The sequence below is a fragment of the Clostridium sp. UBA7791 genome (genome assembly GCF_002480755.1).
Taxonomy (GTDB): domain Bacteria; phylum Bacillota; class Clostridia; order Clostridiales; family Clostridiaceae; genus Clostridium_J; species Clostridium_J sulfidigenes.
This window is the reverse complement of the sequence record NZ_DLCT01000003.1, coordinates 1-20575: the sequence shown is the minus strand read 5'-3', so window position 1 is coordinate 20575 and position 20575 is coordinate 1. Positions and strand designations below refer to the sequence as shown.

The 20575-nt window shown below is 33.7% G+C and carries 38 protein-coding genes; all 38 read right to left on the bottom strand.

Features of this window, described 5'->3' with window-relative positions; all coding sequences use genetic code 11:
• Positions 1–46: 46 nt before the first annotated feature.
• Positions 47–439 (bottom strand): 30S ribosomal protein S9, encoded by a 393-nt coding sequence (rpsI, locus tag B3Z56_RS01730; RefSeq protein WP_035133359.1) that lies wholly within the window; start codon positions 437–439, stop codon positions 47–49.
• A 26-nt stretch (positions 440–465) separates the two neighbouring features.
• Positions 466–900 (bottom strand): 50S ribosomal protein L13, encoded by a 435-nt coding sequence (gene rplM / locus B3Z56_RS01725; protein WP_035133357.1) that lies wholly within the window; start codon positions 898–900, stop codon positions 466–468.
• A 142-nt stretch (positions 901–1042) separates the two neighbouring features.
• A complete protein-coding gene (gene truA / locus B3Z56_RS01720; protein WP_035133355.1) occupies positions 1043–1777 on the bottom strand; it encodes a tRNA pseudouridine(38-40) synthase TruA in 735 nt (244 codons plus the stop codon).
• A gap of 26 nt (positions 1778–1803) precedes the next feature.
• Entirely contained in the window at positions 1804–2601 is a 798-nt protein-coding gene (locus B3Z56_RS01715) for an energy-coupling factor transporter transmembrane component T (RefSeq protein WP_346847796.1), read from the bottom strand.
• A 30-nt stretch (positions 2602–2631) separates the two neighbouring features.
• Entirely contained in the window at positions 2632–3486 is an 855-nt protein-coding gene (locus tag B3Z56_RS01710; RefSeq protein ID WP_346847797.1) for an energy-coupling factor transporter ATPase, read from the bottom strand.
• On the bottom strand, positions 3471–4400 hold the full coding sequence (locus tag B3Z56_RS01705) for an energy-coupling factor transporter ATPase (protein WP_084178155.1): 930 nt from the start codon (positions 4398–4400) through the stop codon (positions 3471–3473). Before B3Z56_RS01705 ends, B3Z56_RS01710 begins: the two co-directional genes overlap by 16 nt.
• 91 nt (positions 4401–4491) lie before the next feature.
• The gene (gene rplQ / locus B3Z56_RS01700; RefSeq protein ID WP_035133348.1) at positions 4492–4833 is read right to left on the bottom strand and encodes a 50S ribosomal protein L17; all 342 of its coding nucleotides are present in this window, start codon (positions 4831–4833) and stop codon (positions 4492–4494) included.
• Positions 4834–4845: 12 nt separating this feature from the next.
• A complete protein-coding gene (locus B3Z56_RS01695) occupies positions 4846–5793 on the bottom strand; it encodes a DNA-directed RNA polymerase subunit alpha (RefSeq protein WP_035133346.1) in 948 nt (315 codons plus the stop codon).
• Positions 5794–5856: 63 nt separating this feature from the next.
• Positions 5857–6477 carry a 30S ribosomal protein S4 gene (rpsD, locus tag B3Z56_RS01690; protein WP_150845882.1) on the bottom strand — a complete coding sequence of 207 codons (621 nt, stop codon included), beginning with the start codon at positions 6475–6477 and terminating at the stop codon, positions 5857–5859.
• A gap of 19 nt (positions 6478–6496) precedes the next feature.
• Positions 6497–6889 carry a 30S ribosomal protein S11 gene (gene rpsK, locus B3Z56_RS01685; RefSeq protein WP_035133342.1) on the bottom strand — a complete coding sequence of 131 codons (393 nt, stop codon included), beginning with the start codon at positions 6887–6889 and terminating at the stop codon, positions 6497–6499.
• 15 nt (positions 6890–6904) lie between these two features.
• Positions 6905–7273 carry a 30S ribosomal protein S13 gene (gene rpsM / locus B3Z56_RS01680; protein ID WP_150845881.1) on the bottom strand — a complete coding sequence of 123 codons (369 nt, stop codon included), beginning with the start codon at positions 7271–7273 and terminating at the stop codon, positions 6905–6907.
• Positions 7274–7316: 43 nt separating this feature from the next.
• A complete protein-coding gene (rpmJ, locus tag B3Z56_RS01675) occupies positions 7317–7430 on the bottom strand; it encodes a 50S ribosomal protein L36 (RefSeq protein ID WP_003373491.1) in 114 nt (37 codons plus the stop codon).
• A 15-nt stretch (positions 7431–7445) separates the two neighbouring features.
• A complete protein-coding gene (infA, locus tag B3Z56_RS01670; RefSeq protein WP_035133338.1) occupies positions 7446–7664 on the bottom strand; it encodes a translation initiation factor IF-1 in 219 nt (72 codons plus the stop codon).
• A gap of 8 nt (positions 7665–7672) precedes the next feature.
• A complete protein-coding gene (locus B3Z56_RS01665; protein WP_346847798.1) occupies positions 7673–7954 on the bottom strand; it encodes a KOW domain-containing RNA-binding protein in 282 nt (93 codons plus the stop codon).
• 13 nt (positions 7955–7967) lie between these two features.
• Positions 7968–8714, bottom strand: a complete 747-nt coding sequence (gene map / locus B3Z56_RS01660; RefSeq protein ID WP_346847799.1) for a type I methionyl aminopeptidase — start codon at positions 8712–8714, stop codon at positions 7968–7970.
• Positions 8701–9363 carry an adenylate kinase gene (locus tag B3Z56_RS01655; RefSeq protein ID WP_035133451.1) on the bottom strand — a complete coding sequence of 221 codons (663 nt, stop codon included), beginning with the start codon at positions 9361–9363 and terminating at the stop codon, positions 8701–8703. The genes map and B3Z56_RS01655 overlap by 14 nt, the downstream gene beginning before the upstream one ends.
• A gap of 25 nt (positions 9364–9388) precedes the next feature.
• Positions 9389–10672 carry a preprotein translocase subunit SecY gene (secY, locus tag B3Z56_RS01650; protein ID WP_346847801.1) on the bottom strand — a complete coding sequence of 428 codons (1284 nt, stop codon included), beginning with the start codon at positions 10670–10672 and terminating at the stop codon, positions 9389–9391.
• Entirely contained in the window at positions 10673–11113 is a 441-nt protein-coding gene (rplO, locus tag B3Z56_RS01645; RefSeq protein ID WP_035133331.1) for a 50S ribosomal protein L15, read from the bottom strand. It abuts the gene before it with no gap.
• 17 nt (positions 11114–11130) lie between these two features.
• Positions 11131–11310, bottom strand: coding sequence for a 50S ribosomal protein L30 (gene rpmD / locus B3Z56_RS01640; protein WP_035133328.1), 180 nt, complete (start codon positions 11308–11310; stop codon positions 11131–11133).
• A 12-nt stretch (positions 11311–11322) separates the two neighbouring features.
• Positions 11323–11820, bottom strand: coding sequence for a 30S ribosomal protein S5 (gene rpsE / locus B3Z56_RS01635; RefSeq protein ID WP_035133326.1), 498 nt, complete (start codon positions 11818–11820; stop codon positions 11323–11325).
• A gap of 17 nt (positions 11821–11837) precedes the next feature.
• A complete protein-coding gene (rplR, locus tag B3Z56_RS01630) occupies positions 11838–12200 on the bottom strand; it encodes a 50S ribosomal protein L18 (RefSeq protein ID WP_150845878.1) in 363 nt (120 codons plus the stop codon).
• Between the two features lie 25 nt (positions 12201–12225).
• Positions 12226–12765 (bottom strand): 50S ribosomal protein L6, encoded by a 540-nt coding sequence (gene rplF / locus B3Z56_RS01625; RefSeq protein WP_035133322.1) that lies wholly within the window; start codon positions 12763–12765, stop codon positions 12226–12228.
• Positions 12766–12788: 23 nt separating this feature from the next.
• The gene (rpsH, locus tag B3Z56_RS01620) at positions 12789–13187 is read right to left on the bottom strand and encodes a 30S ribosomal protein S8 (RefSeq protein WP_035133320.1); all 399 of its coding nucleotides are present in this window, start codon (positions 13185–13187) and stop codon (positions 12789–12791) included.
• 32 nt (positions 13188–13219) lie between these two features.
• Entirely contained in the window at positions 13220–13405 is a 186-nt protein-coding gene (locus B3Z56_RS01615) for a type Z 30S ribosomal protein S14 (protein WP_035133318.1), read from the bottom strand.
• Between the two features lie 14 nt (positions 13406–13419).
• Positions 13420–13962, bottom strand: a complete 543-nt coding sequence (gene rplE / locus B3Z56_RS01610) for a 50S ribosomal protein L5 (protein ID WP_035133316.1) — start codon at positions 13960–13962, stop codon at positions 13420–13422.
• A 22-nt stretch (positions 13963–13984) separates the two neighbouring features.
• Entirely contained in the window at positions 13985–14299 is a 315-nt protein-coding gene (gene rplX, locus B3Z56_RS01605) for a 50S ribosomal protein L24 (RefSeq protein ID WP_035133314.1), read from the bottom strand.
• A gap of 17 nt (positions 14300–14316) precedes the next feature.
• Positions 14317–14685: a 50S ribosomal protein L14 gene (rplN, locus tag B3Z56_RS01600; RefSeq protein ID WP_035133311.1), complete on the bottom strand. Its 369-nt coding sequence runs from the start codon at positions 14683–14685 to the stop codon at positions 14317–14319.
• Positions 14686–14708: 23 nt separating this feature from the next.
• Positions 14709–14963, bottom strand: a complete 255-nt coding sequence (gene rpsQ, locus B3Z56_RS01595) for a 30S ribosomal protein S17 (protein ID WP_035133308.1) — start codon at positions 14961–14963, stop codon at positions 14709–14711.
• 21 nt (positions 14964–14984) lie between these two features.
• Positions 14985–15197, bottom strand: a complete 213-nt coding sequence (gene rpmC, locus B3Z56_RS01590; protein WP_035133305.1) for a 50S ribosomal protein L29 — start codon at positions 15195–15197, stop codon at positions 14985–14987.
• Entirely contained in the window at positions 15187–15630 is a 444-nt protein-coding gene (gene rplP / locus B3Z56_RS01585) for a 50S ribosomal protein L16 (protein ID WP_035133300.1), read from the bottom strand. Before rplP ends, rpmC begins: the two co-directional genes overlap by 11 nt.
• A gap of 27 nt (positions 15631–15657) precedes the next feature.
• The gene (gene rpsC / locus B3Z56_RS01580) at positions 15658–16323 is read right to left on the bottom strand and encodes a 30S ribosomal protein S3 (RefSeq protein WP_150845876.1); all 666 of its coding nucleotides are present in this window, start codon (positions 16321–16323) and stop codon (positions 15658–15660) included.
• Between the two features lie 16 nt (positions 16324–16339).
• The gene (gene rplV, locus B3Z56_RS01575) at positions 16340–16675 is read right to left on the bottom strand and encodes a 50S ribosomal protein L22 (RefSeq protein WP_035133296.1); all 336 of its coding nucleotides are present in this window, start codon (positions 16673–16675) and stop codon (positions 16340–16342) included.
• 22 nt (positions 16676–16697) lie between these two features.
• Complete coding sequence (gene rpsS / locus B3Z56_RS01570) at positions 16698–16979, bottom strand: 30S ribosomal protein S19 (RefSeq protein ID WP_035133294.1); 282 nt, start codon at positions 16977–16979, stop codon at positions 16698–16700.
• A 62-nt stretch (positions 16980–17041) separates the two neighbouring features.
• On the bottom strand, positions 17042–17875 hold the full coding sequence (gene rplB / locus B3Z56_RS01565; RefSeq protein ID WP_035133291.1) for a 50S ribosomal protein L2: 834 nt from the start codon (positions 17873–17875) through the stop codon (positions 17042–17044).
• Between the two features lie 52 nt (positions 17876–17927).
• A complete protein-coding gene (gene rplW, locus B3Z56_RS01560) occupies positions 17928–18224 on the bottom strand; it encodes a 50S ribosomal protein L23 (protein ID WP_150845873.1) in 297 nt (98 codons plus the stop codon).
• Complete coding sequence (rplD, locus tag B3Z56_RS01555) at positions 18224–18844, bottom strand: 50S ribosomal protein L4 (RefSeq protein WP_035133287.1); 621 nt, start codon at positions 18842–18844, stop codon at positions 18224–18226. Before rplD ends, rplW begins: the two co-directional genes overlap by 1 nt.
• Before the next feature lie 17 nt (positions 18845–18861).
• Positions 18862–19491 carry a 50S ribosomal protein L3 gene (rplC, locus tag B3Z56_RS01550; RefSeq protein WP_150845871.1) on the bottom strand — a complete coding sequence of 210 codons (630 nt, stop codon included), beginning with the start codon at positions 19489–19491 and terminating at the stop codon, positions 18862–18864.
• Between the two features lie 107 nt (positions 19492–19598).
• Positions 19599–19907: a 30S ribosomal protein S10 gene (rpsJ, locus tag B3Z56_RS01545; protein ID WP_035133283.1), complete on the bottom strand. Its 309-nt coding sequence runs from the start codon at positions 19905–19907 to the stop codon at positions 19599–19601.
• Positions 19908–20575: the final 668 nt, after the last annotated feature.

The window sequence follows — 20575 nt, the reverse complement described above, 5'->3', positions numbered from 1 at the left end:
TATATACTCCTTATTTTTATATAACATACAGTTGTATGTACAAATACTATCTTTTTGAGAATTGAGAAGCTCTTCTTGCTTTTTTAAGACCGTATTTCTTTCTTTCTTTCATTCTTGGGTCTCTTGTTAAGAATCCAGCTTTCTTAAGTTCTGGTCTTAAGCTCTCATCAGCTTTTAATAAAGCTCTTGATATTCCGTGTCTGATAGCTCCAGCTTGACCTGTGTATCCACCACCGTGTACATTAACTAAAACGTCAAATTTGTCTTTAGTTCCTGTTAATACTAATGGTTGGTTAACTATGAATTTTAATGTATCTAATCCAAAGTAGTTATCCATATCTCTTTTATTTATTACAACTTTACCTTCACCAGGTACAAGTCTTACTCTAGCAACTGATTTCTTTCTTCTACCTGTTCCAAAATGTTGAACTTTTGCCATTATTTATTCCTCCTTACAATACTATATTAGTATTTTAATTCTAATACTTCTGGTTTTTGAGCATGATTTTTGTGCTCTGGTCCTCTGTAAACTGTTAGCTTCTTAGCCATTTGTCTTCCAAGAACTCCTTTTGGAAGCATTCTTCTTACAGCTTCTTCAAATACAAATTCTGGTTTCTTAGCTAATGCTTCTCTGTAAGGGATCTCTTTTAATCCGCCTGGGTATAATGAGTGATGTCTTAACATTTTTTGATCTAATTTCTTTCCTGTTAAAACAATTTTCTCTGCATTTACAACTATTACGTGATCTCCAGTATCTACATTTGGAGTAAATTCTGGTTTATTTTTACCTCTTAATATAGAAGCTATTTGACTTGCAGCTCTACCTAAAGTCATTCCTTCAACGTCTACTACATACCATTTTCTTTGTATTTCACTTGGTTTAGCTAAGTATGATTTCATCTTACTACCTCCCTGATTTTTAACAATTATAATTCTATGGATAAAGATCCGGGGCTAATGGATCTTACACACAAATATTTATTATACGAACAAAATTCATTATAATACAATTTCCCGGGTGTGTCAATGATTTTTACTATTATTAATAATAAACTTCAATTAAACATAAACCTTGGGGTGAACATGTTTTGCCTGCTTTTTTTCGATCTCTACTTAATATTATTTTAGGTATATCTTCTGCTTTTATTTTTCCATTTCCTGCATCTATAAGCGTTCCTATCATAATTCTTGCCATATTATATAAAAATCCATCAGCAGCTATATATACTTTGATATAGTGTTCGTTCTTAACTATATCAACTTTACTAATAGTTCTTGTAGTCGTTTTAACTGAACTTCCAATATTCCTAAAAGCTTCAAAATCATGAGTTCCTATAAAAAATTTTGCAGCATCCTTCATTTTCTCTATATCTAAACTCTTTTTATAGTGATATGAAAAATTTCTACATATGGGCATTCTTACTTCTGTATTTAGTATTGTATAGCAATACATCTTCCCTTTTGAATCATATCTAGCATGAAAATCATCATGAACTTGTGAGGACTTAATTACAGATATATCTTCTGGTAATACATGATTTAATGCTTCTCTAAACTTTTCTACAGGAATATTACTACTAGTCTTAAAATTACACACATATCCTTTAGCATGTACTTTACTATCGGTTCTGCTACAACCAATCACTTCAACTTTTTCCCCAGTGATCTTAGAGATTGCATTTTCAACTGTTCCTTGAATGGTTTCTCCCTTAGGCTGTTTTTGCCACCCCATATAATTAGTTCCATCATATTCTAGTATTAACTTAATGTTTTTCATATATATATCCCTTTATTCTACTACATCTAAAATCTCATATATATAACTATTATAGTTAATGCAGACATAACAATCATTCCTACATAATCTCTCGAAGTTACTTTCAGTATCTTCATTCTAGTTCGGCCTTCTCCACCTCTATAGCATCTAGCTTCCATTGCCATTGCTAATTCATCAGCTCTTCTAAAGGAGCTAATAAATAGCGGTACAAGTAGTGGTATAAGGCTTTTAGCTCTATTAACTATACTTCCACTTTCAAAATCTGCACCTCTTGCCTTTTGAGCCTTCATTATTTTATCAGTCTCATCCATTAAAGTAGGTATAAATCGTAGTGCTATAGTCATCATCATGGCAAGTTCATGAGCTGGTACACCAATTTTCTTAAATGGTCCTAGTAATTTTTCTATTCCATCAGTAAGTTCTATTGGTGATGTAGTTAATGTTAATAGAGATGTTCCTATAATAAGAAAAGTAAGTCTTAATATCATAAATATAGCTGTTACTATACCTTCTTTATATATTTTAACAAATCCCCATTGCCATAATAATACGTTACCTCTAGTTAAAAACACATTAAATAGTGCCGTTATTATCATTAATATAAATATAGGCTTTAATCCCTTATATATATATCTAAATTGAATCTTAGATACAATTATAGCCATCATTGTAAATATAAAAATAACAATATATCCTGAGAACTCTTTTATTAAAAATAAGTCTATTATAAAGAGTAAGGAAAATAGTATTTTTACCCTAGCATCTAATTTATGGACAAATGACTCTCCAGGTATATATTGGCCTATGGTAATATCTTTAATCATATTTACTCCTCCACAACTTTATAAAAGAGCCTAGTTTTTTGCTAGTATCTTAAGTAACTCTTTTTTAGCTTGTTCTAATGTGAAAATATCATCAGGTAATTCAAATCCAACCCTTCTCAATTCTCGCATAAGATATGTTACCTGTGGAACTGCAAGACCTACATTTTCTAATGTATCTACTTCTTTGAATATTTCTTGTGGTGTACCATCTAATACACATTTTCCTTCATCCATTACCAATATACGGTCTGCAACCTTTGCCACATCCTCCATGCTATGAGATACAAGAATGATAGTCATGTTATAGGATTTATGAAGCTTATATAGCTCTCCTAGAATTTCATCTCTCCCCTTAGGATCTAATCCAGCTGTTGGTTCATCTAATATTAAAACCCTTGGTTCCATAGCTACAACTCCAGCTATTGCTACTCTTCTTTTTTGTCCTCCACTTAGGTCAAATGGAGATTTATTTCTGTAAGTTTCATAGTCTAAACCTACCATGTCCATGGCTCTTTTAGTTCTTGCTAAAGCTTCCTCATCATTAAGCCCTAAATTCTTAGGTCCAAACATTATGTCCTTTTCTATTGTTTCCTCAAAAAGTTGATACTCTGCATATTGGAATACTAATCCAACTTTTTTTCTTATGTCTGTAAGCTTAACTCCACTAGCAGTAATATCTACACCATCAACAAATATCTTTCCTTGGTTAGGTTTTAATAACCCATTCATGTGTTGTATCAAAGTAGATTTACCTGAACCTGTATGTCCAATGAGGGCTACAAATTCGCCATCATTTATATTCACATTAACATTACTAAGGGCAACCTTTTCAAAGGGAGTTTTAGCCATATATATATGAGTTAAATTTTCTATTTTAATTGACATAATTCTCTCACCATCTCATCTATAGTTAATATATCCGATTTTATATTAACACCTGATTTATTTAATTCATAAGCCAATTCTGTCATTTGTGGTACATCCAAACCTAAGTTTTTCATAATTTCTACATTTTGAAATACTTCTCTTGGCTTTCCTTCTACTATAACTTTTCCTGAATCCATAACATATATCTTATCTGCTGCAACAGCTTCTTCCATAAAGTGTGTTATGTATACTATTGTAATCCCATTGTTTTTATTTAAATCCATTATCGTATTTATAACTTCTTTTCTTCCAGATGGATCAAGCATGGCTGTTGGCTCATCTAATACTATGCATTCAGGCATCATAGCTAATATACCAGCAATAGCTACACGTTGCTTTTGACCCCCAGATAGAAGATGTGGTCCATGTTTTTTATAATCATACATGTTTACTCTCTTAAGTGACTCGTCTACTCTTCTTCTTATCTCCTTAGGCTCTACGCCTAAATTTTCTGGTCCAAAAGCTACATCCTCTTCTACTATAGTTGCAACAATTTGGTTATCAGGGTTTTGAAAAACCATCCCCGCTTTGCTTCTTACATTCCATATGTTTTCTTCTTTGCTAGTATCATATCCAGACACACTAATTTTGCCCTCTGTTGGAATTAAGAGTGCATTTATATGTTTTGCAAAAGTAGATTTTCCTGATCCATTATGACCTAATACAACTACAAACTCACCCTTATTAATGGTAATATTAACACCATCTATAGCCAATTTTATATTACCTTCACTATCCGGAGGATAAGTGTATCTCAAGTTTTCACTAATAACTTCCGGTACTTTTTCACTGGATGAATTTAAATTATCTATTTTATTAATTTCATTAAGCTTTTCAATTTGATTATCTCTAGAATTTATATTAGTTTCCATCAATTATCCCTCCATTAGAGAGTTACTATCTAATACTCAATTTTATAACAAAACGGGGATTAAGTTAGCCTTACTTAATCCCCTTGAATTATTATACTAATTCTAATACAACAACCTCTGCTCCGTCGCCTCTTCTAGGTCCCATTTTCATTATTCTAGTGTATCCACCATTTCTCTCAGCGTACTTTGGAGCTACGTTATCAAATAAATTCTTAACAACATCCTCTTCTGTAACAAATGCAAGCACTTGTCTTCTAGCATGAAGATCTCCTCTTTTAGCTAAAGTTATCATTTTCTCAGCTAATCTTTTAGTTTCTTTTGCTCTAGCTTCAGTTGTTTCAATTCTACCGTGCTTTAAGAAACTAGTCGTAAGATTTCTAAGCATTGCCATTCTTTGATCAGTTGGACGTCCTAACTTACGTTGCTGTGCCATCTCTATACCTCCTTACTCCTCGCTAGGTTTGAATCCCAATCCTAAGCCTTCAAGTTTTTGCTCAACCTCTTCAAGAGATTTCTTTCCTAGGTTTCTTACCTTCATCATATCATCCATTGATTTTTCTGTTAACTCTTGAACAGTATTAATACCAGCTCTCTTTAAGCAGTTAAAGCTTCTAACAGATAAATCTAGTTCTTCTATAGTCATTTCTAGAACTTTTTCTTTCTTGTCTTCTTCTTTTTCTATCATTATTTCAACATTATCTGCATGATCAGTTAATGTCATAAATAGTTTAAAGTGTTCAATAAGAATTTTAGCTGATAAACCAATAGCTTCATCAGGTCTAATAGTTCCATTTGTCCAAATTTCTATAGTTAATTTATCATAATCTGTGATCTGTCCTACTCTTGTATTCTCAACTGTAAAGTTAACTCTTTTAACTGGAGTATATATTGAATCAACAGGTATAGTTGATATTGGCTTATCATCAGTTTTGTTCTTATTTTGAGAAACATAACCTCTACCACTATTAATATTTATCTCCATAAATAACTTTCCACCATCATCTAGGGTAGCAATATGAAGATCCTTATTAACTACTTCAACATCTCCGTCCACTTTAATATCTGCTCCTGTAACTTCACCAGGACCTTCAGCATCAATATATATTGTTCTTGGGCCCTCACCAGACATCTTAAGTGCTAATTCCTTTATATTTAGAATTAACTCAGAAACATCTTCTTTAACTCCATGTATAGTTGAGAATTCGTGTAAAACACCATCAATTTTAATCGAATTAGCAGCAACTCCAGGTAGTGAAGAAAGAAGAATTCTTCTTAATGCATTACCTAAAGTTATTCCATAACCTCTTTCTAATGGTTCAACAACAAATTTGCCATATGTACCATTTTCAGCGGTTTCAACACATTCTATTTTTGGCTTTTCAATTTCTAACATTTATAACCCTCCTTTTAAATTTAGTGGTTTTTTTATATCGAGGGCAACTGATTACATTATTGACTATTTACTGTATAACTCAACGATTAATGTTTCATTAACAGGAACGTCTATGTCTTCTCTTGCTGGTATTGAAGCAACCTTACCTTCAAATGATTCAATATTTCCTTCTAACCAAGTTGGTAGAGTTTTTGGATTTTCAGCAAAAACTTTGAATTTTTCAGAAGATCTGCTTTTTTCTCTAACTGATATAACATCTCCAGCTTTAACAGAGTAAGATGCAATATCTACTTTTTTACCATTTACTAAGAAATGTCCGTGGTTTACTAATTGTCTAGCTTCAACTCTTGAGCTTCCGTATCCTAATCTATAAACAACGTTATCTAATCTTAATTCTAGGAATTTTAATAGGTTTTCACCTGTAATTCCTCTTTGCTTTTCAGCTTTCTCATAGTACTTTCTAAATTGTCCTTCTAGAACTCCATATATTCTCTTAGCTTTTTGCTTTTCTCTTAATTGAGTTCCATAGTTTGACATTTTCTTTCTGCTTTGACCGTGTTGACCTGGTGCATAACCTCTTCTAGTAAAAGCGCACTTCTCAGTGAAGCATCTGTCACCTTTAAGGTTAAGCTTAAGGCCCTCTCTTCTACAAAGTCTGCATGTAGCGCCTGTGTATCTTGCCATTCATTACACCTCCTGTTAATTAAACTCTTCTTCTTTTTGGTGGTCTACATCCATTGTGTGGAATTGGAGTTACATCTTTGATTAAAGTAACTTCTAATCCTGCAGCTTGAAGTGATCTTATAGCCGCTTCTCTACCTGCTCCTGGACCTTTAACATAAACTTCTATGCTTTTTAAACCATGTTCCATCGCTGCTTTAGCTGCTGTTTCAGCTGCCATTTGAGCTGCAAATGGAGTACTTTTTCTTGAACCTCTAAATCCTAATCCACCAGCACTTGCCCATGACAATGCGTTTCCAGCTGCATCAGTAAGTGTAACGATGGAATTATTGAAAGTAGATTTTATGTGTGCAGCACCGTGCTCAACATTTTTTCTTTCTTTTTTTCTTCTACTTCTAACTTTCTTTTGAGCCATTATATTCCCTCCTTACTATTTCTTCTTGCCTGCTATAGTCTTCTTAGGACCTTTTCTTGTTCTTGCATTAGTCTTAGTCTTTTGACCTCTAACTGTAAGACCTTTTCTATGTCTTATTCCTCTATAACATCCGATTTCTTTAAGTCTCTTTATATCTAAGGCAACTTTTCTTCTAAGATCACCTTCAACCATTAAGCTCTTATTTACATAATCTCTTAATGTATTTACTTCATCTTCAGTTAAATCCTTGATTCTAGTATCAGGATTCACTCCTGTAGCTTCAAGTATTTCATGAGATTTTGGTAGTCCTATACCAAATATATAAGTTAGACCTATCTCAACTCTTTTTTCTTTTGGTAGGTCAATACCTGCAATTCTTGCCATCTACAATCTACACCTCCTAAGTATCACTACTTATTTATTTTTATTAACCTTGTTTTTGTTTATGTTTAGGATTTTCACAGATAACCATTACTCTTCCTTTTCTTTTTATAACTTTACATTTTTCACATATAGGTTTAACTGATGGTCTTACCTTCATAGCTAACCCTCCTTATTACTTATCTCTCCAAGTTATTCTCCCACGAGTCAAATCATATGGAGAAAGTTCTACTGTAACCTTATCGCCTGGTAAAATTCTTATAAAGTTCATTCTTAACTTTCCAGAAATATGAGCAAGTATCTTGTGCCCACTCTCTAATTCAACTTGGAAAGTTGCATTAGGTAGAGTTTCTAAAACGACACCTTGCATTTCAATTATATCATCTTTTGACATAAGGGTAATCAAACCTCCTCTATTATATCCTCAACCTGCAAAAATTTTCTTATTTTAGAATTACTGATCTTTCCATCAGATAAGATAGCACTTCTAATATCTTCAGCCAAAACATTTGTAAAAGATAAATGTTTAATTTTCTTTTTCTTTGGCCTATCAATTTTTCTAAGGTCTCCATCTGAAATATAGACATACTCATCGTCTATTATACCAATAATGATAAAGTATTTTCCTTTATCTCTTCCTGATTTTGAATGTACTACCTTACCTAAAAGGCTGTCATCATCCACATTAGTCACCTCATTAGCTCAAAGTTAGTATTTCTACACCTTCATTAGTTATTGCTATAGTATTTTCATAATGGGCAGATAACTTTCCATCACTAGTCACTACAGTCCAACCATCTGGCTTAATTTTAACTTTGTAATTTCCCATGTTTATCATAGGTTCAATTGCAAGCACTACACCGTGTACTAACTTAGGACCTTTACCAGCAGTGCCGTAATTAGGAACTTGTGGGTCTTCATGCATAGCAGTTCCTATGCCGTGTCCAACAAAATCCCTAACCACAGAATATCCAAAACTCTCAGCATGCTTTTGAATAGCTGCTGAAATATCGGTAAGTCTGTTCCCCACTACTGCTTTTTCAATGCCCTTAAAGAAAGATTCTTTAGTGACATCTATTAGATGTTGTGCTTCCTTAGAAATATTTCCTACTGGAAAAGTTCGTGCAGCATCACCATGATAGCCATTAAGTATTGCTCCACAATCAACACTGATTATATCTCCTTCAACTAATACGGTATTATTCGGGATACCATGTATTACTACATCATTTACTGATGCACATATTGATCCTGGGAATCCTCCATATCCTTTAAAAGAAGGTATAGCTCCTTGTGCTAATATAAACTCTTCAGCAAGTTTATCAATTTCTGCAGTGGTTATTCCTGGTTTTATTACCTTTTGAATCATTGCTAGGGTATCGGCAACAACCTTACCAGCACTCCTCATATATTCTAGTTCTGTATCACTCTTAATATTCATCACTATTTATCGCTCCTAAGATACCACAGATATTCTTAAAAACATCATTAATAGCTTGCGTTCCATCAACCTCTGCTAATAGATTTTTCTCTCTATAGTATTCTATTAACGGTTGTGTTTGTGCATCATATATTTCAAGTCTTTCACTTACTGTCGCTTCATTATCATCTGCTCTTTGTATTACAACGCTACCGCAAACGTCGCATTTTCCATCGTTTTTAGTAGGATTATATTTTACGTGATAACTAGCTCCACAAGTAGTACATACACGTCTTCCTGTCATTCTATCTATAATAAAACCCTTAGGAACTTCAATCAATAAGGCAGTGTCTAGTTTTAAACTCATTTCTTTAAGTAAAACTTCTAAAGCCTCTGCTTGATTTACAGTCCTTGGATAACCATCTAGTAAAAATCCATTTTTGCAGTCATCCTGCTTTAATCTATCTTTAATTAAATCGATAGTTAATTCATCTGGTACTAGATGACCTTTATCTATATATTTTTTAGCTTCAATCCCTAAAGGCGTTGCTTGAGAGATATTATATCTAAAAATATCTCCAGTAGATATGTGTGGTATAGAGTATTTATTACAGATTGACTTTGCCTGAGTTCCTTTTCCGGCTCCAGGAGGACCTAATAAAATAACTCTCACTAGTATCAACTCCAAATTAAAATTTTTATTTAAGGAACCCTTCATAATGTCTCATTACTAGCTGAGATTCTAATTGTTTCATAGTATCTAGAGATACACCAACTAAAATTAGTAAACTAGTTCCACCAAATGAAACTCCCTTAAAATTACTGAATATAGCTGCTAATATAGGCACTATAGCTATAATTCCAGCAAATGTTCCACCTAAAAGGGATATTCTTGTCAAAATCTTCTCTAAGTAAATTTCAGTTTTTTCACCTGGTCTTATACCTGGAATAAATCCTGATGATTTATTCATATTCTCTGCCATCTCATCTGGTTTGAAAGTAATTATAGTATAGAACCAAGCAAAGAATAGTACTAATAAAAAGTATGCTACTACATATTTCATAGTATCTTGCTGAAATATACTCCAAGAACTCTTATTAACAAATACCGCAAAGGAAGATTCAGGCCATATTTGTGCTATAACCGCTGGAAATTGCATTACTGACATACCAAAGATTATCGCCATAACTCCAGAAGAATTTAATCCTATTGGAATATGTGATGATTGACCTTTTATAACTTTTCTTCCTATTGCTTTACCGGCATATTGCACTGGAATTCTTCGTTCTGCTAAATTTATAACAATTACTGTAATTAATAAAGCTAAAGCTACTGCTACGAATATTACAACCTCTACCGGACTAACTTCTCCTGTTTTAAGAAGCCCTGCTATTTGATAAGCTGTTTGTGGTAGTGAAGATATTATATTTACAAATATAATAACAGAAACACCACTTCCAATTCCATATACTGAAATTTGTTCACCTATCCATACTAACAAGGCTGTACCTGTTGTCATTGTTAGTATTATTAGTAAAAGGCCCATTGAACCTTCTATCAATATAGCTCCTGAGCTTTTAATTAAGGCATATGCTGCATATGCTTGAATAACAGCAAATACTAGAGCTGCATATTTAGTATAGTTCTGTATTTTTTTTCTTCCTTCTTGACCTTCTTTAGAAAGTTGTTCTAAATAAGGAATTGCAATTGTAAGTAATTGAATTATAATCGATGCATTGATATACGGAGTAACACCTAAAGCAAATATACTAAACTTACTAAAAGCCCCTCCTGCAATCATGTCATAGAAACTTAGAAGGGAACCAGAATTACTACTAACTAAAGTTGCAATCTTACTAGCATCCACTCCTGGTACTGGGATAAACACACCCATTCTAAAAATTACTACTATCATTAATGTAAATAGTATTCTTCTTCTTAGCTCAGGAACTCTCCAAGCGTTTCGTAGGGTTGATAACATCTATATCACCTCAACTTTTCCTCCTGCCGCTTCAATCTTCTCTGCTGCAGCTTTGGAAATCTTATTAGCTTTAACAGTTAATTTCTTTTCAATGTTACCATTTCCAAGAATCTTTATCCCATCGTTTACTCTCTTAGCCATTCCAGATTCACGAAGTAACTCTGGAGTAACTACAGTTCCATCCTCAAATATGTTTAGTCTATCTACGTTTATACAAGTATATTCTTTAGCAAATATATTTGTAAATCCTCTCTTAGGTAGTCTTCTATATAAAGGCATTTGACCTCCCTCAAATCCTGGTCTTACACCGCCACCAGATCTTGAGTTTTGTCCTTTTTGACCTTTTCCAGCAGTTTTACCCCAACCTGAACCAGTACCTCTACCGATTCTCTTAGGAGATTTTTTTGCACCTTCTGCAGGTCTTAACTCATGAAGTCTCATATTTACACCTCCTTAGTTTAAGCTTCTTCTACTTTTAGTAGGTAACTTACTTTATTAATCATACCTCTGATCTGAGGAGTCTCCTCGTGCTCAACAGTTTTACCTATTTTTCTTAATCCAAGAGCCTCTACAGTAGCAATATGATCTTTCTTTCTACCAATTAAACTCTTTACTAATGTTAATTTAACTTTAGCCAAGGTTTTCCCCTCCTATCCTAGAATTTCTTCAACAGTTTTGCCTCTAAGTTTTGCAACTTGCTCTGCTGTTCTTAATTTTGATAATCCATCTATAGTTGCGCTAACCATATTTCTTGGGTTATTTGAACCTAATGATTTAGCTCTAACGTCTTTTAATCCTGCAAGCTCAAGTACTGCTCTTGCTGGACCTCCAGCGATAACACCTGTTCCTTCTGAAGCTGGCATTATGTGAACTGTACCAGTTCCAAATTTACCATCTATAGTATGAGGAACTGTAGTTCCATCTAATTCAACTTTAACGATGTTCTTTTTAGCATCTTCGATACCTTTTCTAATTGCTTCTGGTATTTCGATAGATTTTCCCATTCCAACACCAACGTGTCCGTTCTCATCACCAACAACTACTAGTGCGCTGAATCTGAAGTTTCTACCACCTTTAACAACCTTAGCAACTCTGTTTATGTGTACAACTTTCTCTTTAAGATCAAGTGTGCTAGGATCTATTTTCATGTGTGTACCTCCTTTTTTTAGAATTTAAGTCCTGCTTCTCTTGCACCTTCTGCAAGCATTTGTACTCTTCCGTGGTATACATATCCACCTCTATCGAATACAACTTCAGTAATTCCTGCTTCTATTGCTTTTTTAGCTACTACTTCACCAACTAGTTTAGCAGCTTCCTTATTGCTACCAACTTTTAGAGAAAAGTCTTTATCTAAACTAGATGCAGCAACTAATGTTCTTCCAGCAACATCATCTATAATTTGAGCGTATATGTTCTTTTCACTTCTGAACACTGCAAGTCTTGGTCTTTCAGCTGTTCCATGAATTTTCTTACGTACTCTTAAATGACGTCTTTCTCTTGATAGCTTTCTATCAGCTTTATTGAACATGAAATTCTCTCCTTTCTAATAGCTATTATTTACCAGTCTTACCTTCCTTACGTCTGATAACTTCATCAGAGTACTTAATACCCTTTCCTTTGTAAGGCTCAGGTTTTCTCCAAGTTCTTATATCAGCTGCAACTTTACCAACTAATTCCTTGTCGATTCCTTTTACTACTATAGTATTAGCATCTGTTAATTCAAATGTAATTCCATCTACAGCAGCTATTTCAACTGGGTGTGAGAATCCTAGGTTTAAAGTTAATCCCTTACCTTTTGCTGTTGCTCTATATCCAACACCAACTAATTGTAATGTCTTAGCGAAACCATTAGTTACTCCAATTACCATATTATTTAATAATGCTCTAGTTAATCCGTGTAGAGCTCTATGTTCTTTTATATCGCTTGGTCTTGTAACGACCACTTGATTATCCTCTATAGCTATGTTTATATTCTTCACCATTGTTCTAGTTAATTCCCCTTTAGGTCCTTTAACTGTAACAACGTTGTCTGGCGTTACTGTAACAGATACACCAGCTGGTATAGCTATTGGAAGTCTTCCTACTCTTGACATAATCGCACCTCCTTGTTCATAAACTACCAGATGTAGCAGATAACTTCTCCGCCTAATCCTAATTTTCTAGCTTCTCTATCAGAAACTAATCCTTTAGAAGTTGATATTATTGCAACTCCTAATCCATTTAAAACTTTAGGGATATCATCCTTACCACTATAAACTCTTAGTCCTGGTTTAGATATTCTCTTAAGTCCTGTTATAACTCTCTCTTTATTTTGGCCATATTTCATGCTAAGTCTTAACATTGAAACAGTTCCATCTTGATATTCTTCTATATTTTTAATATATCCTTCTTGAAGCATAATATTTGCTATGCCTTTCTTTATTGTTGAAGAAGGAACTTCTACTATTTCATGTCTAACAATATTTGCATTTCTTACACGTGTTAGCAAATCTGCTATCGGATCAGTCATATTCATTAATTGTGCCTCCTTTCGCTATGATCTGTATATTACCAGCTTGCCTTTTTGCATCCAGGAATTTGTCCTTTATAAGCAAGTTCTCTGAAACATATACGGCAAATACCAAATTTTTTTAAGACAGAATGTGGTCTTCCACATAATCTGCATCTAGAGTATTCTCTAGTTGAATATTTTGGTTCTTTTTTCCACTTTTCTATTAAAGCTTTACGTGCCAAGTCATTCCCTCCTTTTATTGAGCAAATGGCATTCCAAGGAATCTTAATAATTCTCTTGCTTCCTCGTCTGTCTTTGCAGTAGTTACAAATATTATATCCATTCCTCTTACTTTATCAATTTTATCATATTCTATTTCAGGGAATATTAATTGTTCTTTTATTCCTAAAGCATAATTTCCTCTTCCATCAAATGACTTAGTAGGAACGCCTCTGAAGTCTCTAACTCTTGGTAATGCTATATTCATTAATTTGTCCGCAAATTGGAACATCTTATCTTTTCTTAATGTAACTTTACATCCAATTGCCATGTTATCTCTTATTTTAAAGTTGGCAACTGATTTCTTTGCTCTAGTTAATACAGCTTTTTGTCCAGTGATTAATTGCATATCACTTACAGCAGCATCTAAAACTTTAGAGTTATCTTTAGCTTCGCCAACTCCCATATTTATAACTATTTTTTCAAGTCTAGGTACTTGCATTATATTTTTGTATCCGAACTTATCCATCATAGCTGGTATTACTTCACTATTGTATTTCTCTTGTAGTCTTGTAACCATTTGTTAAACCTCCTTTCGCGAATTAAAATGTTTCTCCGCACTTTTTGCAAACTCTAACTTTTGTACCATCATCAAGTACTTTATTGCTTATTCTAGTTACGCTCTTACATTTATCGCAATATAGCATAACCTTTGAGCTGTTAATAGCTGCTTCAAAGTTAACTATTCCACCTTGCATATTTTGTCTGTTTGGTTTTTGATGTTTAGTTACTACGTTAACGCCAGCAACTACAACTTTTCCAGTCTTAGGATAAACAGCTAAAACTTCTCCAGTTTTACCTTTATCTTTTCCAGAGATAACCATAACAGTGTCTTTCTTTCTAACATGAACTTTCATCTTTGCTACCCCCTATCCTATAGTACTTCAGGTGCTAGTGACAATATTTTATTATATTCTTTATCTCTTAGCTCCCTAGCAACAGGTCCGAAGATACGAGTTCCTTTTGGATTCTTATCGTCTTTTATAATAACAGCTGCGTTCTCATCAAATCTGATATAAGTCCCGTCTGCTCTTCTCAAACCTTTAACTGATCTAACAATAACTGCTTTTACTACGTCACCTTTTTTAACAACTCCACCTGGTGTTGCACTTTTAACGCTAGCAACAATTACGTCTCCGATGTTTCCCCATTTTCTTTTGGAACCACCGAGTACTCTAATACACATTATTTCTTTAGCACCAGAGTTATCCGCTACTTTTAATAATGTTTGTTGTTGTATCATGTAAATACCCTCCCTTCAGTTAACTATTTAGCTCTTTCCATGATTTCAACAAGTCTCCATCTCTTATCCTTAGATAATGGTCTTGTTTCCATTATTAATACTCTATCGTTAACTTTTGCTTCATTATTTTCATCATGAGCCTTAAATTTAGTTGTTCTATTAACTGTTTTTCCATATAATGGATGTCTAACTTTAGTTTCAACAGCAACAACAATTGTCTTATCCATTTTGTCAGAAACTACTCTTCCGATTCTACTTTTTCTATTTCCTCTTTCCACAAGATGAACCTCCTTTCAGTATTACTGCTCACAAGCCCTTAATTCTTCTTCTCTAAGGATGGTTTTAATTTGGGCTATAGACTTCTTAACCTGTTTAATTCTCATTGGGTTTTCTAACTGTCCTGTAGCTAACTGAAATCTAAGGTTAAATAATTCTGATTTAAGATCAGATAGTTTTACATTTAAATCTTGAGGAGTACTTTGTCTCAACTCTTTCAATTCATTAGCCTTCATTGATTTCACCACCCATTTCCTCAAAATCTCTTCTAGTAACAAATTTGGTTGTTACTGGTAATTTGTGAGACGCAAGTCTCATAGCTTCTCTAGCAGCTTCTTCAGATACTCCAGATATTTCAAATAATACTCTACCTGGTTTAATTACTGCTACCCAGTACTCTGGTGAACCTTTACCAGATCCCATACGTGTTTCAGCTGGTTTTTCAGTTACTGGCTTATCAGGGAAGATTTTTATCCAAACCTTTCCTCCTCTTTTAACGTATCTATTTATAGCTATTCTGGCAGATTCGATTTGGTTGCTTGTAATCCAACCGCACTCTGTTGCTTGTAAAGCATAATCTCCATAAGCAATGAAGTTACCTCTTGTAGCTTTACCTCTCATTCTACCACGTTGTACCTTACGATGTTTAACTCTTTTAGGCATTAACATGTCAAATTCCTCCTTCCTTACACGTTATTATGAGTTACTTTCTTCCTTCTGAACTTTCTTAGTTGGAAGAACCTCACCTTTATACACCCAAACTTTTACACCAATTTTACCATAGATTGTATTAGCTTCTGTAAATCCATAGTCGATATCAGCTCTTAAAGTTTGTAGTGGGATTGTTCCCTCATGATACTGCTCTGTTCTTGCGATTTCAGCTCCGCCTAATCTTCCTGAACATGCAGTCTTAACTCCTTTAACACCTGTTCTCATAGCTCTTTGAATCGTTTGTTTCATAGCTCTTCTGAAAGATATTCTCTTTTCTAATTGAGCTGCTATGTTTTCAGCCATTAATTGTGCATTGTTTTCTGGTGTTTTAACTTCTACTATGTTAATTAAAACAAATTTATCTTTAACAACTTCTTTTAATGCAACTTTAAGCTCTTCTATACTTTGACCGCCTTTTCCTATAACCATTCCAGGTTTTGCGGTATGTATATTTATTTTAACTCTTTTAGCTGCTCTTTCTATCTCAATTTTAGATATTCCAGCAGTGAATAATCTTTTCTTTATATATTCTCTGATAGCATTATCTTCAACTAAGTTATCTGCAAAATTTTTCTTGTCTGCATACCATTTAGCGTCCCAATCCTTGATAACACCAACTCTTAGGCCGTGTGGATGTACTTTTTGACCCACTCTATATCCCTCCTTCTTATGCTCTTTCTTTAACTACTATAGTTATATGGCTAGTTCTTTTTAAAATTCTGAATGCTCTACCTTGAGCGTGTGGTCTAAATCTCTTTAATGTTGGACCTGCACCTGTATGAGCCTCTGCAACATATAATCTATTTCTGTCTAAATTAAAATTGTTTTCTGCATTCGCAACAGCTGATTTTAATAATTTATTAACAACAACAGCTGCATCTTTTGGAGTATATTGTAATATAGCGAAAGCTTCATTTACATTCTTATCTCTTATAAGGTCAAGAACAATCCCAACTTTCATAGGAGACATTCTTACATATTTAGCTATAGCTTTAGCTTCCATTGGTAATTTCCTCCTTCCCGTACTATCTCATTCTACTTGATTTTTCCTTCGCGATATGACCTTTAAAAGTTCTAGTCAAAGCGAACTCTCCAAGTTTATGTCCTACCATGTCTTCTTGGACATATACTGGAACATGTTTTCTTCCATCATGTACAGCAATTGTGTGTCCTATCATTTGAGGAAAAATTGTAGAGCTTCTTGACCAAGTCTTTATAACTTTCTTCTCGCCAGCTTTGTTCATTTCTTCTATTTTATTTAGAAGAGACTCTTTTACAAAAGGTCCTTTTTTAATTGATCTACTCACTATTAGTGGCCTCCCTTCATGTAAAGTAGTTATAATCAGAAGAGAATTTATTTCTCTTCTAACTATTTACTATTTCTTTTCTTAACAATAAATTTGTCAGAGTATTTCTTAGTTTTTCTAGTTTTGTATCCAAGAGCTGGTTTACCCCATGGAGTACGTGGACTAGCATGACCTACTGGAGATTTACCTTCTCCACCTCCGTGTGGGTGGTCATTAGGGTTCATTACAGATCCTCTTACTGTTGGTCTGATACCCATATGTCTCTTTCTTCCTGCTTTACCTATATTAACAATTTCGTGAGTTAAGTTTGAAACTGTTCCTATTGTAGCTCTACAGTTTACTCTTACATATCTAACTTCTCCGCTTGGTAGTCTTACTTGAGCGTAAGCTCCTTCTTTAGCCATTAATTGAGCTGAAGAACCTGCTGATCTAACAAGTTGAGCACCTTTTCCTACTTGTAATTCAATGTTATGAATTATTGTACCTACTGGTATGTTAGTTATTGGAAGTGTATTTCCAACTTTAATGTCTGCATCTGATCCAGATACTACAACATCTCCAACCTTTAATCCAACTGGAGCTATTATGTATCTCTTTTCACCATCTGCATATACAACTAATGCGATGTAAGCTGATCTATTAGGATCGTACTCGATAGTTGCAACTTTAGCTGGTATACCATCTTTAGTTCTTTTAAAATCTATTAATCTATATTTTTGTTTCGCTCCACCACCGTGGTGACGAACAGTAATTTTACCTTGAGCATTTCTACCACCAGTTTTTTTCTTACTTACAAGAAGTGACTTTTCAGGTACATCTGTTGTTATTTCCTCAAATGAAGCCATAGTCATATTTCTTCTTGAAGGAGTGGTAGGGTTAAATTTTTTAACTGCCATTAGGTTTCCCTCCCTTTTCGCTTATCTGGCTCTAGCCAATAAATGCGTTATATTATTGCATTCCTTCAAAGAATTCAATTGTTTTGCTGTCAGCTGCTAATTTAATAACTGCTTTTTTGAAGTCAGCTCTTTTTCCAATGTGAACTCCAACTCTTTTAGTTTTACCTAAATTTCTTAGAGTTTTAACATCTTCAACTTTTACTCCGAAAACTTCTTCAACAGCTTTTTTTATTTGAACTTTGTTTGCGTGTATGTCAACGATGAAAGTGTATTTTCTTTCTGCCATAGCAGCCATACTTTTTTCAGTTATAACAGGTTTTCTTATTATATCATAACTAGTCATTTTCATTATGCATACACCTCCTCAATTTTTGATACAGCGTCTCTAGTAATCATTAAGTTTTCATACTTTAATATGTCGTAAACATTTATGTTGTTTACAGGCACTACAGCTACTCCAGGAATGTTTCTTGCTGATTTATAAACATTCTCATTAGACTCAGCTACAACTATTAATGTTTTTTTAGTTTCAAAAGCATTAAGAACTTTTACCATATCTTTAGTTTTTGGTGCATCGAAAGCCAAGCTTTCTAATACTATCATTTCATTATCTTGTACTTTTGAAGTTAAAGCTGATTTCATAGCTACTCTTCTCATACTCTTTGGAACGGAAACTCTGTAATCACGTGGTTTTGGTGCAAATACGATACCCCCGTGAATCCATTGTGGAGCTCTTATAGAACCTTGTCTTGCTCTTCCTGTTCCTTTTTGTCTCCAAGGCTTAATTCCTCCGCCTCTTACTTCAGCTCTTGTCTTAGCACTTTGAGTTCCTTGTCTTTTATTAGCTAATTGAGCTAATACAACTTGGTGCATTGCTTCAACACTAACTTCTACTCCGAAAATGCTATCATTTAATTGAATTTCTCCAACTTCTTTTTTCTCAGTGTTATACACTTTTACTGTAGGCATTCTGCATCCTCCTTTCCTTATGCTTTAACAGCGTTTCTTATTACTACTAAACCTTTGTTTGGTCCTGGTATTCCGCCTTTAATAAGAATAATATTCTTTTCAGGTATTACTCTTACTACTTCTAGATTTAACACTGTAGTATTAACATTTCCCATATGACCAGGCATTTTTTTATTCTTAAATGTTCTTGATGGGTCTGATGATGCTCCCATTGAACCTACTGCTCTATGGAATTTAGAACCGTGGCTCATTGGTCCTCTGTGGAAGTTCCATCTTTTTATAACGCCAGCGAATCCTTTTCCTTTAGATATTCCAGATACGTCAATTTTATCTCCGGCTGCGAAGATTTCTGCTTTTATTTCAGAACCTACTTCGTAAGCACTTGTATCCTCTAATCTAAATTCTTTTATGTGTCTTCTTACAACAACACCAGCTTTTGCGAATTCACCTTTCTTAGGTTTATTCACTAACTTTTCTCTTATATCTCCAAATCCAACTTTTATGGCTTCATATCCATCATTTTCTGCTGTTTTCTTTTGGATTACTACACATGGACCAGCTTCTACAACTGTTACAGGTACTACTCTTCTATTTTCATCAAATATTTGAGTCATTCCTAATTTTTTACCCATTATAGCTTTTTTCATTTAAATACACCTCCTACTTATTAGCGGACCACATTGTGATCATAATAGTTAGTAATAGTTTTTCTATTACCCGTACATCATAGTTCAATTTCATGTACTATGTACGATTATAATTTTATTTCGATATCTACACCTGCTGGTAAGTCTAATCTCATTAATGCATCAACAGTTTTTGGTGATGGACTTAATATATCGATTAGTCTTTTATGAGTTCTGATTTCGAACTGCTCTCTTGAATCTTTGTATTTGTGTGGAGCTCTTAGAACAGTTATTACATCTTTCTCAGTTGGTAGTGGTACTGGACCGGCTACTTTAGCTCCTGTGTTTTTAGCAGTCTCAACAATCTTCTCTGCTGATTGATCTAGTATTGTGTGATCAAACGCTTTTAATCTGATTCTGATTTTTTGTTTTGACATTTCATTCCCTCCTTTTCATCGCACGCTATTACTTCTTACGCGCAACAGCGGAAGTTCTGTAAACTGCTCCTGGCGTTTCTTATTTTAAGAAACACAACAGCACTACAGACCCCGTCGCCCAATTCGTGATTGAGCATGCTCGGTTAAGAATTCCCCCGGAAGCCCGGCAACCTCTTACCTCATCGCTGTTACCATATTGCAACTTCTATAGTATACATTATTTTGTTAGCTTTGACAAGAGTTTTTATTCATTTTTTACTCCTGTAAATTTATAATATCTTTAATTTTCTTTAATAAAAATATTATATATTTAATATGTAACTTTACTAACTATTTGTTTATATAATTGCCTAAAATTCAGAATATATAAAGTTATTAGTAATCTTTTTTATATTTAATTAAATATACTATATAAGTTATATTTATGTATAGTACATCATATAGCATATAAATTCAATAGGTAAAATTATGCTGAATCTATAAAAATAGATTTTTCTCCATATTTATATATGCAATCTATATTTTATTGTTGTATATATTGTAGGAGAAGTTATTTAGATATAAAAAAAGAGAGATAGGCGTCCCCATCTCTCTTTTTACCTAGGTTTTATTGTGCACATTTCCTTTTCAGGATAATAAATAATTTATTATTTTAAATCTTAATTATT

Excerpts from the sequence above, each read along its gene's own strand:
- rpsI (WP_035133359.1), bottom strand. The coding sequence starts at position 439 with ATGGCAAAAGTTCAACATTTTGGAACAGGTAGAAGAAAGAAATCAGTT.
- rplM (WP_035133357.1), bottom strand. The coding sequence starts at position 900 with ATGAAATCATACTTAGCTAAACCAAGTGAAATACAAAGAAAATGGTAT.
- truA (WP_035133355.1), bottom strand. The coding sequence starts at position 1,777 with ATGAAAAACATTAAGTTAATACTAGAATATGATGGAACTAATTATATG.
- B3Z56_RS01715 (WP_346847796.1), bottom strand. The coding sequence starts at position 2,601 with ATGATTAAAGATATTACCATAGGCCAATATATACCTGGAGAGTCATTT.
- B3Z56_RS01710 (WP_346847797.1), bottom strand. The coding sequence starts at position 3,486 with ATGTCAATTAAAATAGAAAATTTAACTCATATATATATGGCTAAAACT.
- B3Z56_RS01705 (WP_084178155.1), bottom strand. The coding sequence starts at position 4,400 with ATGGAAACTAATATAAATTCTAGAGATAATCAAATTGAAAAGCTTAAT.
- rplQ (WP_035133348.1), bottom strand. The coding sequence starts at position 4,833 with ATGGCACAGCAACGTAAGTTAGGACGTCCAACTGATCAAAGAATGGCA.
- B3Z56_RS01695 (WP_035133346.1), bottom strand. The coding sequence starts at position 5,793 with ATGTTAGAAATTGAAAAGCCAAAAATAGAATGTGTTGAAACCGCTGAA.
- rpsD (WP_150845882.1), bottom strand. The coding sequence starts at position 6,477 with ATGGCAAGATACACAGGCGCTACATGCAGACTTTGTAGAAGAGAGGGC.
- rpsK (WP_035133342.1), bottom strand. The coding sequence starts at position 6,889 with ATGGCTCAAAAGAAAGTTAGAAGTAGAAGAAAAAAAGAAAGAAAAAAT.
- rpsM (WP_150845881.1), bottom strand. The coding sequence starts at position 7,273 with ATGGCAAGAATTGCAGGTATTGACCTACCAAAAGAAAAAAGAGTTGAG.
- rpmJ (WP_003373491.1), bottom strand. The coding sequence starts at position 7,430 with ATGAAGGTAAGACCATCAGTTAAACCTATATGTGAAAAATGTAAAGTT.
- infA (WP_035133338.1), bottom strand. The coding sequence starts at position 7,664 with ATGTCAAAAGATGATATAATTGAAATGCAAGGTGTCGTTTTAGAAACT.
- secY (WP_346847801.1), bottom strand. The coding sequence starts at position 10,672 with ATGTTATCAACCCTACGAAACGCTTGGAGAGTTCCTGAGCTAAGAAGA.
- rplO (WP_035133331.1), bottom strand. The coding sequence starts at position 11,113 with ATGAGACTTCATGAGTTAAGACCTGCAGAAGGTGCAAAAAAATCTCCT.
- rpsE (WP_035133326.1), bottom strand. The coding sequence starts at position 11,820 with ATGAAAATAGATCCTAGCACACTTGATCTTAAAGAGAAAGTTGTACAC.
- rplR (WP_150845878.1), bottom strand. The coding sequence starts at position 12,200 with ATGTTCAATAAAGCTGATAGAAAGCTATCAAGAGAAAGACGTCATTTA.
- rplF (WP_035133322.1), bottom strand. The coding sequence starts at position 12,765 with ATGTCAAGAGTAGGAAGACTTCCAATAGCTATACCAGCTGGTGTATCT.
- rpsH (WP_035133320.1), bottom strand. The coding sequence starts at position 13,187 with ATGAATATGACTGATCCGATAGCAGATTTGCTAACACGTGTAAGAAAT.
- rplE (WP_035133316.1), bottom strand. The coding sequence starts at position 13,962 with ATGGTTACAAGACTACAAGAGAAATACAATAGTGAAGTAATACCAGCT.
- rplX (WP_035133314.1), bottom strand. The coding sequence starts at position 14,299 with ATGAAAGTTCATGTTAGAAAGAAAGACACTGTTATGGTTATCTCTGGA.
- rplN (WP_035133311.1), bottom strand. The coding sequence starts at position 14,685 with ATGATACAACAACAAACATTATTAAAAGTAGCGGATAACTCTGGTGCT.
- rpmC (WP_035133305.1), bottom strand. The coding sequence starts at position 15,197 with ATGAAGGCTAATGAATTGAAAGAGTTGAGACAAAGTACTCCTCAAGAT.
- rplP (WP_035133300.1), bottom strand. The coding sequence starts at position 15,630 with ATGTTAATGCCTAAAAGAGTTAAACATCGTAAGGTACAACGTGGTAGA.
- rplV (WP_035133296.1), bottom strand. The coding sequence starts at position 16,675 with ATGGAAGCTAAAGCTATAGCTAAATATGTAAGAATGTCTCCTATGAAA.
- rplB (WP_035133291.1), bottom strand. The coding sequence starts at position 17,875 with ATGGCAGTTAAAAAATTTAACCCTACCACTCCTTCAAGAAGAAATATG.
- rplW (WP_150845873.1), bottom strand. The coding sequence starts at position 18,224 with ATGAAAATGACTAGTTATGATATAATAAGAAAACCTGTTATAACTGAA.
- rplD (WP_035133287.1), bottom strand. The coding sequence starts at position 18,844 with ATGCCTACAGTAAAAGTGTATAACACTGAGAAAAAAGAAGTTGGAGAA.
- rplC (WP_150845871.1), bottom strand. The coding sequence starts at position 19,491 with ATGAAAAAAGCTATAATGGGTAAAAAATTAGGAATGACTCAAATATTT.
- rpsJ (WP_035133283.1), bottom strand. The coding sequence starts at position 19,907 with ATGTCAAAACAAAAAATCAGAATCAGATTAAAAGCGTTTGATCACACA.